Here is an 8,500-nt window from a genome sequence, read left to right as displayed (position 1 = left end):
ATCCGGTGGTTACAGCAGTCTTCGGTGGAGCGGTAGTTCAGTCGGTTAGAATACCTGCCTGTCACGCAGGGGGTCGCGGGTTCGAGTCCCGTCCGTTCCGCCACTTATTAAGACATTAAGCCTGCCTAATTGGCAGGCTTAATGGCAAAAAACTTTAGGGGCGTAGCTCAGTTGGTAGAGCACCGGTCTCCAAAACCGGGTGTCGCGAGTTCGAGTCTCTCCGCCCCTGCCATATAGAATCCTTTGCTTCGGCAAAGGATTTTTTTTGCCTGAAACACGGCAGATAATTCTCTTCTTAATTTCAGCCAGCATCCCTGCTGGCTGATGCATCAATCCATTACATTGATTTTTAAAAGATCTTTTATCTGAGATTGCTTATCACTGTTTTGCAGCCAAATTGCATACAGCGGCCTGGTAAGCGTGGTGGAATCCATCACGGTGTGCAGCCCTGCTTTAGTGTCTGCCCAGCGAACAGGTAACCAGGTACAACCTTTTAGCAGAGGCAGCTGCTGACAGGCGATCTCTGCCGAGCTGGTCGTTAACTGCGGAACATCATCAGGTGCAATCAGTCCCGTCTCGTGCTGCTGAAAATCCGGTCCCCATTCTAGGCGTAAATAGGTCAGGTCTGCCTTCATCATCGAAGGTTCGGACGCATAAAGTGCCAGGCCAAACTGGCCCACAATCTGGCTGCTAAATTCGTCCATCTTGGGGGCTTCGGTTGTGATCAGAAGATCAAGCTGGCGTTCATGAAGTTGCTTAACCAGCGACTGCCGTTGCGCAATCCTGGCTTCAAATTGCAGGTGGCCATGTGAATGATACAGTCGGGTAAGCCACTGACTTAGCATGCATTCCCACAGAGAAGCGCTTGCCCCTATCGAGAACTCATTATGCCTCGAAGTATGTGCCACCTCTTTACGTGCCGCCTGCCAGGTATTCATGAGCGTTTCTGCGTACGGCAGCAGTTTCTCACCGGCAGGCGTTAAGCGAATATTGTTGCGATGGCGGGTAAAAAGATTCACACCCAGTTGATTTTCCAGCTGTCGAATACGAAAACTGACTGCTGACTGCGTCAGGTAAAGGGCTTCAGCTGCTCGCCCAAAGTGGCGTGTTCTGCTCACTTCAAGGAAAGTTTTAAGCAATTCCGTATCCACATCTTTCTCCGCAAAATTATTTGTCGTTATGATTTAAATGTTTTGTTTTACACTCTGTCAAGCGTAACTAATACTCCGCGCCATAAATAGCTCGGCCAAAGAATTAGGAGCGTGTAGGATGGCGGAAAGCTTTACGACGACTAATCGTTTTTTCGACAATAAACATTATCCGCGCGGGTTCTCTCGTCACGGCGATTTCACCATCAAAGAAGCTCAACTGCTTGAGCGCCATGGTTATGCCTTTAACGAGCTGGATCTGGGGAAGCGTGAACCTGCTACCGAAGACGAGAAACAGTTTGTTTCTGTTTGCCGTGGTGAGCGTGAGCCGGAGTCAGAAGCGGAACGTGTATGGATCAAGTACATGGCGCGAATTAAGCGTCCAAAGCGCTTCCATACGCTGTCTGGCGGCAAGCCGCAGATGGAAGGTGCAGAAGACTACACCGAGTCTGATGACTAAAATGAAGAGAAGGGGCTACGGCCCCTTTTTTTATGCCAGCAATTTCTGCAAATGCAGCAGCAAACGATCGATAGCGCGGTAGCTCAGCGCCTCCTGCAAATGTTTCCTCTCAATGTCAGTGCATCCCTCTACGTCAGCAATGGTTCTGGCCACCTTCAGCAAACGCTGCCACGCACGTATGGACAGCCCGAACCGCGTTAACGTCTCCTCCAGCCATCCCGCATCCTCAACGTTAAGTGAACAAAACTGCCGGATCCCGGCATTATCCAGCCGTGCATTCAGCCTGTTCTGACGAGTGTACTGCCGCGTCTGGGCTGCAATCACGCGTTCGCGTACCTCCGCTGAGCTTTCACCCGTTATGCCCGTTTGCCTGAGCAGACCCGGCGGGGGAAGGGGAATTTCGAGGGATAAATCGAAACGGTCGAGGAACGGGCCGGATAACTTACCCAGATAGCGCAACGTCTGCTCTGGCGAACAGCGGTTATGGTTGCCCTGGTAGTGACCCGTCGGGCTGGGATTCATCGCCGCGACCAGCTGAAACTGTGCGGGATAGCTTATTTTGGCTCTCGAGCGTGAGATATGTATCTCACCGGATTCAATGGGCTCCCTTAGTGCATCCAGCACACGGCGCTCAAATTCAGGCAGTTCATCAAGAAACAGAATGCCATTGTGTGCCAGCGAGATCTCTCCCGGCCCCGGAATCGCCCCGCCGCCGACCATTGCCGTCAGTGAAGCGCTATGATGCGGGGAACGAAAAGGTCGACGGCGCCACTGTTTTTGCAACGACGTCGAACTGATAAGGCTATATATGGCGGCGCTTTCCAGCGCTTCATGATTATTGAGCGGTGGAAGTAATCCACTCAACCTGCTTGCCAGCATGGTTTTACCCGTACCTGGCGGGCCAATTAACAGAAGATTGTGTCCACCTGCAGCCGTAATCTCCAGCGCCCGTTTCCCTTGCTCCTGTCCCATAATCTCGCTGAGATCCTCTGGTGCATCTATAACATCATCACACTCCTCCGGCTCGGACAGTTCATGCCGCCCTTCCAGCCAGGCACAAACTTCCTGTAAATGCCCGGCGATGAGACACCCCTTCTTGGCGATAAGACTCACTTCTGATGCGTTTTCATTGGCGACAATGATTTGCCGCCCTGCTCGTATGGCTTCCAGGGCTCCCGATATCGCACCGGGAACGCCTCTTAACGCGCCTGTGAGCGCGAGTTCGCCAACGAACTCATACGAGCCTAGCCGTGTCGTATTAAGCTGCTCAGAAGCCGCGAGAAGGGCAATTGCGATAGGTAAATCGTATCGTCCCCCCTCTTTAGGCAGATCGGCGGGGGCAAGGTTGATAGTGATCTTTTTCGCGGGGAAGGTATAACCGCTATTTATTATTGCGCTGCGAACGCGATCCCTGGCCTCTTTAACCGTCGTTTCAGGTAACCCGACAAGCGTGAGTCCGGGTAGCCCATTGCTCAAATGAACCTCGACGGAAATAAGCGGTGCCTTTACCCCGAGAGCCGCACGCGTATAAACAACTGACAGTGACATTTGCACTACCTCCTGGTGTGACTATGCCAGCGCCTGTTTTGTCTGTTTAGCGTCATTTTGCGAATTTACGCCGCCTGTTCAGAGATTTTAAACACACAATGAAACCCTTGCATAACCGTGGAAGCCTTCTCGTAGAATGTAAAAAGCCCCGTTTTGACGCTAAGACCGACAGTAAAAAATGAAAAATATTCATTTTCTAATTTCCGTATATAAAACAACGGTTTTAAGAAATATGATTCGCGGCCTAATCAAATCCGTCATAAATAAATCTTGTGTTTGATTTAAAAACTGTGATAACTCTTTAGGTATTCCTTCGAACAAGATGCAAAAAGAACTGAAAATGACAGCCCTTCTACGAGTGATTAGCCTGGTCGTGATTAGCGTGGTGGTGATTATTATCCCACCGTGCGGGGCTGCACTTGGACGAGGAAAGGCTTAGAAATCAAGCCTTAACGAACTAAGACCCCCGCACCGAAAGGTCCGGGGGTTTTTTTATGACTAAAAAACGTAAATGAGGAGCAGAGAATGACGACTAGCACAAAATTCTGTTTCTCCCGATTTATGACGGGGAACTAACTATGAATGGGGCACAGTGGGTAGTACATGCGTTGCGCGCGCAGGGAGTCGAAACCGTATTCGGTTATCCGGGTGGCGCAATTATGCCGATTTACGATGCACTGTATGACGGCGGCGTGGAACATCTCTTGTGCCGACACGAGCAGGGCGCAGCGATGGCAGCCATTGGCTACGCCCGCGCGACCGGTAAAACCGGCGTGTGTATGGCGACTTCAGGCCCGGGCGCAACGAACCTGATCACCGGCCTGGCTGACGCGCTGCTGGATTCCGTTCCCGTTGTCGCCATCACCGGGCAGGTGGCGTCTCCGTTCATCGGTACCGATGCTTTCCAGGAAGTTGACGTCCTCGGTTTATCGCTGGCCTGCACTAAACACAGCTTCCTCGTCCAGTCTCTGGAAGAGCTGCCGCGCGTAATGGCAGAAGCGTTCGATGTGGCAAACTCCGGTCGTCCCGGTCCGGTTCTGGTTGATATCCCGAAAGATATCCAGGTGGCACTCGGCGATCTGGAACCGCACTTCTCTACCGTTGAAAGCGACGATGCCTTTCCGGAAGCGGAAGTTGAAGAGGCCCGTCAGATGCTGGCCCAGGCGAAACAGCCGATGCTGTACGTCGGCGGTGGCGTAGGCATGGCACAGGCCGTTCCTGCCCTGCGCGAATTTATCGCAACAACGCAGATGCCAGCGACCTGCACGCTGAAAGGTCTCGGTGCAGTCGACGCGGATTACCCCTACTATCTGGGCATGCTGGGGATGCACGGCACCAAAGCGGCAAACCTGGCGGTGCAGGAGTGCGATCTGCTCATCGCCGTAGGTGCCCGTTTTGACGACCGCGTCACCGGCAAGCTGAATACCTTTGCGCCGAACGCCAAAGTCATCCATATGGATATCGACCCGGCGGAGATGAACAAGCTGCGTCAGGCGCACGTCGCCTTGCAGGGCGATCTCAACGCGCTGTTACCGGCATTGCAGCAGCCGCTGGATATCAACGCATGGCGTCAGCACACCGCTGATATGCGCGCCGAGCACGCCTGGCGTTACGACCACCCCGGCGAGGCCATCTACGCGCCGCTGCTGTTGAAGCAGTTGTCCGACCGTAAACCGGCTGACAGCGTCGTCACCACCGACGTAGGCCAGCACCAGATGTGGTCCGCGCAGCACATGACCTACACCCGTCCGGAAAACTTCATCACCTCCAGCGGGTTAGGGACGATGGGCTTCGGTCTGCCGGCAGCCGTTGGCGCGCAGGTTGCCCGCCCGAACGATACCGTTATCTGTATCTCCGGTGACGGCTCCTTCATGATGAACGTTCAGGAGCTCGGCACCGTTAAGCGTAAGCAGTTGCCGCTGAAGATCGTGTTGCTCGACAACCAGCGTTTAGGGATGGTTCGCCAGTGGCAACAGCTGTTCTTCCAGGAGCGCTACAGCGAAACGACTCTCACCGATAACCCCGATTTCCTCACCCTGGCCAGCGCCTTCGGCATCCCTGGTCAGCACATCACCCGTAAAGATCAGGTTGAAGCGGCGCTCGACACCATGCTGAACAGCGATGGGCCTTACCTGCTTCATGTCTCAATCGACGAACTCGAGAACGTCTGGCCGTTGGTACCGCCTGGTGCCAGCAACTCACAAATGATGGAGAAATTATCATGATGCAGCATCAGGTCGCCGTACAGGCTCGCTTCAACCCGGAAACCTTAGAACGCGTTTTGCGTGTGGTGCGTCATCGTGGTTTTCAGATTTGCTCTATGAATATGGAGACGGCCACTGACGCCCGGAATATCAGTATCGAATTAACCGTTGCCAGCCCGCGGTCGGTCGACTTACTGTTTAGTCAGTTATCAAAGCTGGTAGACGTTGCCCATGTTGCCATCTGCCAGAGCACAACCACATCACAACAAATCCGCGCTTAAGCGTGACAGGACGAAAAAATGACGACAAAAAAAGCTGATTACATTTGGTTCAACGGTGAGATGGTTCGCTGGGAGGACGCGAAGGTCCACGTGATGTCCCACGCGCTGCACTACGGTACCTCCGTATTTGAAGGCATCCGCTGCTACGATTCTCACAAAGGGCCAGTGGTGTTCCGCCATCGCGAACACATGCAGCGTCTGCATGACTCAGCCAAAATTTATCGTTTCCCGGTTTCTCAAAGCGTCGATGAGCTGATGGAAGCCTGTCGCGACGTGATTCGCAAGAACAACCTGACCAGCGCCTATATTCGTCCGCTGGTGTTTGTGGGCGATGTCGGTATGGGCGTGAACCCGCCAGCCGGCTATACCACAGATGTGATCATTGCCGCGTTCCCGTGGGGTGCTTACCTAGGTGCAGAAGCCCTGGAGCAGGGGATCGACGCAATGGTCTCTTCCTGGAACCGCGTGGCGCCAAACACCATCCCGACCGCCGCGAAAGCAGGCGGTAACTATCTCTCCTCATTGCTGGTCGGTAGCGAAGCGCGCCGCCACGGCTATCAGGAAGGTATCGCCCTCGACGTAAATGGCTACATCTCAGAAGGTGCGGGTGAAAACCTGTTTGAAGTGAAAGACGGCATTCTGTTCACGCCGCCATTCACCTCGTCCGCGCTGCCGGGCATCACCCGTGACGCCATCATCAAGCTGGCGAAAGATCTGGGTATCGAAGTGCGCGAGCAGGTGCTGTCTCGCGAATCCCTGTATCTCGCGGATGAAGTGTTTATGTCCGGTACGGCGGCTGAAATCACGCCGGTACGCAGCGTGGACGGTATCCAGGTGGGCGAAGGCCGCTGCGGTCCGGTCACCAAACGTATTCAGCAAGCGTTCTTCGGCCTCTTCACCGGCGAAACAGAAGATAAATACGGCTGGTTGGATCAGGTTAATCACTAAGCATAAATTTGGGACGGCACGCACCGTCCCATTAAATAGTCAGACGGGAGTCAATAAAGCATGCCTAAGTATCGTTCAGCCACCACCACCCACGGCCGTAATATGGCGGGAGCCCGCGCGCTGTGGCGCGCCACCGGAATGACCGACGCCGATTTCGGCAAGCCGATTATCGCCGTGGTGAACTCCTTCACCCAGTTTGTACCGGGCCACGTGCACCTGCGCGATCTCGGTAAGCTGGTTGCCGAGCAAATCGAAGCCTCCGGCGGCGTGGCGAAAGAGTTCAACACCATTGCGGTGGATGACGGTATCGCGATGGGGCACGGGGGCATGCTCTATTCACTGCCGTCGCGCGAGCTGATCGCCGACTCCGTAGAATATATGGTTAACGCCCACTGCGCCGATGCGATGGTCTGCATCTCCAACTGCGACAAAATCACCCCGGGGATGCTGATGGCCTCCCTGCGCCTGAACATTCCGGTGATCTTCGTCTCCGGCGGCCCAATGGAAGCGGGGAAAACCAAGCTCTCCGACAAAATCATCAAGCTCGACCTGGTTGATGCGATGATCCAGGGCGCGGACCCGAAAGTCTCTGACGAGCAGAGCGACCAGGTGGAACGCTCCGCGTGTCCGACCTGCGGCTCCTGTTCCGGTATGTTCACCGCCAACTCCATGAACTGCCTGACCGAAGCGCTGGGCCTTTCTCAGCCGGGCAACGGTTCGCTGCTGGCGACCCACGCCGACCGTAAGCAGCTGTTCCTCAACGCCGGTAAGCGCATCGTTGAGCTGACCAAACGCTACTACGAGCAGGACGACGCCAGCGCGCTGCCGCGCAACATTGCCAGTAAAGCCGCGTTCGAAAACGCCATGACGCTGGATATCGCCATGGGCGGCTCTACCAACACCGTTCTGCACCTGCTGGCTGCCGCGCAGGAAGCCGAAATCGACTTCACCATGAGCGACATCGACAAGCTGTCCCGCAAAGTCCCGCAGCTGTGTAAGGTCGCGCCGAGCACCCAGAAGTACCATATGGAAGACGTACACCGCGCGGGCGGCGTGCTGGGCATTTTGGGCGAGCTGGATCGCGCTGGGCTGCTGAACCGTGAAGTGAAAAACGTGCTCGGCCTGACGCTGCCGGAATCGCTGGACCAGTACGACGTGATGCTGACCAAAGACGACGCGGTGAAAAAGATGTTCCGCGCCGGTCCTGCCGGTATTCGTACCACCCAGGCGTTCTCGCAGGATTGCCGCTGGGACACTCTGGACGATGACCGTGCCGAAGGCTGCATCCGCTCGCTGGAACATGCCTACAGCAAAGACGGCGGTCTGGCCGTGCTGTACGGTAACTTCGCGGAAAACGGCTGCATCGTGAAAACCGCAGGCGTGGACGACAGCATCCTGAAATTCACCGGTCCGGCGAAGGTATACGAAAGCCAGGATGAAGCGGTAGACGCGATTCTCGGCGGCAAAGTGGTGGAAGGCGACGTGGTTGTCATTCGCTACGAAGGGCCGAAAGGCGGCCCGGGCATGCAGGAGATGCTCTACCCAACCACCTTCCTGAAATCCATGGGACTCGGTAAGGCGTGTGCGCTGATCACCGACGGACGTTTCTCCGGCGGCACCTCCGGCCTCTCTATCGGCCACGTTTCGCCGGAAGCGGCAAGCGGCGGCAACATCGCCATCATCGAAGATGGCGACCTGATCGAAATCGACATTCCGAATCGCGGCATTCAGCTGAAGCTGAGCGACCAGGAAATTGCGGCCCGTCGTGAAGCGCAGGAAGCCCGCGGCGACAAAGCCTGGACGCCGAAAGACCGCCAGCGTGAAGTCTCCTTCGCCCTGCGCGCCTACGCGAGCCTTGCCACCAGTGCAGATAAAGGCGCGGTGCGCGATAAATCTAAACTTGGGGGCTAA

At 55.3% G+C, this 8,500-nt stretch carries 9 protein-coding genes and 2 tRNA genes; 9 read left to right on the top strand and 2 right to left on the bottom strand.

Annotated elements, in window-relative coordinates:
* The first annotated feature begins 26 nt into the window (after positions 1–26).
* Together UR289_RS21245 and UR289_RS21240 are read left to right on the top strand one after the other, a co-directional pair.
* Positions 27–103 (top strand) — tRNA-Asp (locus UR289_RS21245).
* A 53-nt stretch (positions 104–156) separates the two neighbouring features.
* Positions 157–232, top strand: a tRNA-Trp gene (locus tag UR289_RS21240).
* Between the two features lie 97 nt (positions 233–329).
* On the opposite strand, the gene hdfR is transcribed toward UR289_RS21240, so the two are convergent.
* On the bottom strand, positions 330–1,151 hold the full coding sequence (gene hdfR, locus UR289_RS21235; protein WP_023309659.1) for an HTH-type transcriptional regulator HdfR: 822 nt from the start codon (positions 1,149–1,151) through the stop codon (positions 330–332).
* 118 nt (positions 1,152–1,269) lie between these two features.
* Between hdfR and UR289_RS21230 the strand changes: the two genes are divergently transcribed.
* A complete protein-coding gene (locus UR289_RS21230; protein ID WP_023309658.1) occupies positions 1,270–1,608 on the top strand; it encodes a DUF413 domain-containing protein in 339 nt (112 codons plus the stop codon).
* Positions 1,609–1,638: 30 nt separating this feature from the next.
* Here UR289_RS21230 and UR289_RS21225 read toward each other — a convergent pair whose 3' ends face one another.
* Positions 1,639–3,156, bottom strand: coding sequence for a YifB family Mg chelatase-like AAA ATPase (locus tag UR289_RS21225; RefSeq protein ID WP_320711533.1), 1,518 nt, complete (start codon positions 3,154–3,156; stop codon positions 1,639–1,641).
* A gap of 340 nt (positions 3,157–3,496) precedes the next feature.
* Between UR289_RS21225 and ilvL the strand changes: the two genes are divergently transcribed.
* From ilvL to ilvD, 6 genes are all read left to right on the top strand, one after another.
* A complete protein-coding gene (ilvL, locus tag UR289_RS21220; protein ID WP_001311244.1) occupies positions 3,497–3,595 on the top strand; it encodes an ilv operon leader peptide in 99 nt (32 codons plus the stop codon).
* An 86-nt stretch (positions 3,596–3,681) separates the two neighbouring features.
* Positions 3,682–3,732, top strand: coding sequence for a peptide IlvX (gene ilvX, locus UR289_RS21215; protein ID WP_166792073.1), 51 nt, complete (start codon positions 3,682–3,684; stop codon positions 3,730–3,732).
* Between the two features lie 2 nt (positions 3,733–3,734).
* Positions 3,735–5,381, top strand: a complete 1,647-nt coding sequence (ilvG, locus tag UR289_RS21210) for an acetolactate synthase 2 catalytic subunit (RefSeq protein WP_045889364.1) — start codon at positions 3,735–3,737, stop codon at positions 5,379–5,381.
* Positions 5,378–5,641 (top strand): acetolactate synthase 2 small subunit, encoded by a 264-nt coding sequence (ilvM, locus tag UR289_RS21205; protein ID WP_024907956.1) that lies wholly within the window; start codon positions 5,378–5,380, stop codon positions 5,639–5,641. The genes ilvG and ilvM overlap by 4 nt, the downstream gene beginning before the upstream one ends.
* 18 nt (positions 5,642–5,659) lie before the next feature.
* Positions 5,660–6,589, top strand: a complete 930-nt coding sequence (gene ilvE / locus UR289_RS21200) for a branched-chain-amino-acid transaminase (protein ID WP_023309654.1) — start codon at positions 5,660–5,662, stop codon at positions 6,587–6,589.
* Between the two features lie 60 nt (positions 6,590–6,649).
* Positions 6,650–8,500, top strand: a complete 1,851-nt coding sequence (ilvD, locus tag UR289_RS21195; RefSeq protein WP_094935535.1) for a dihydroxy-acid dehydratase — start codon at positions 6,650–6,652, stop codon at positions 8,498–8,500.

Source organism: Enterobacter sp. 302C9 (assembly GCF_034106085.1).
Taxonomy (GTDB): domain Bacteria; phylum Pseudomonadota; class Gammaproteobacteria; order Enterobacterales; family Enterobacteriaceae; genus Enterobacter; species Enterobacter asburiae_B.
This window is presented reverse-complemented; position numbering and strand designations above follow the sequence as displayed.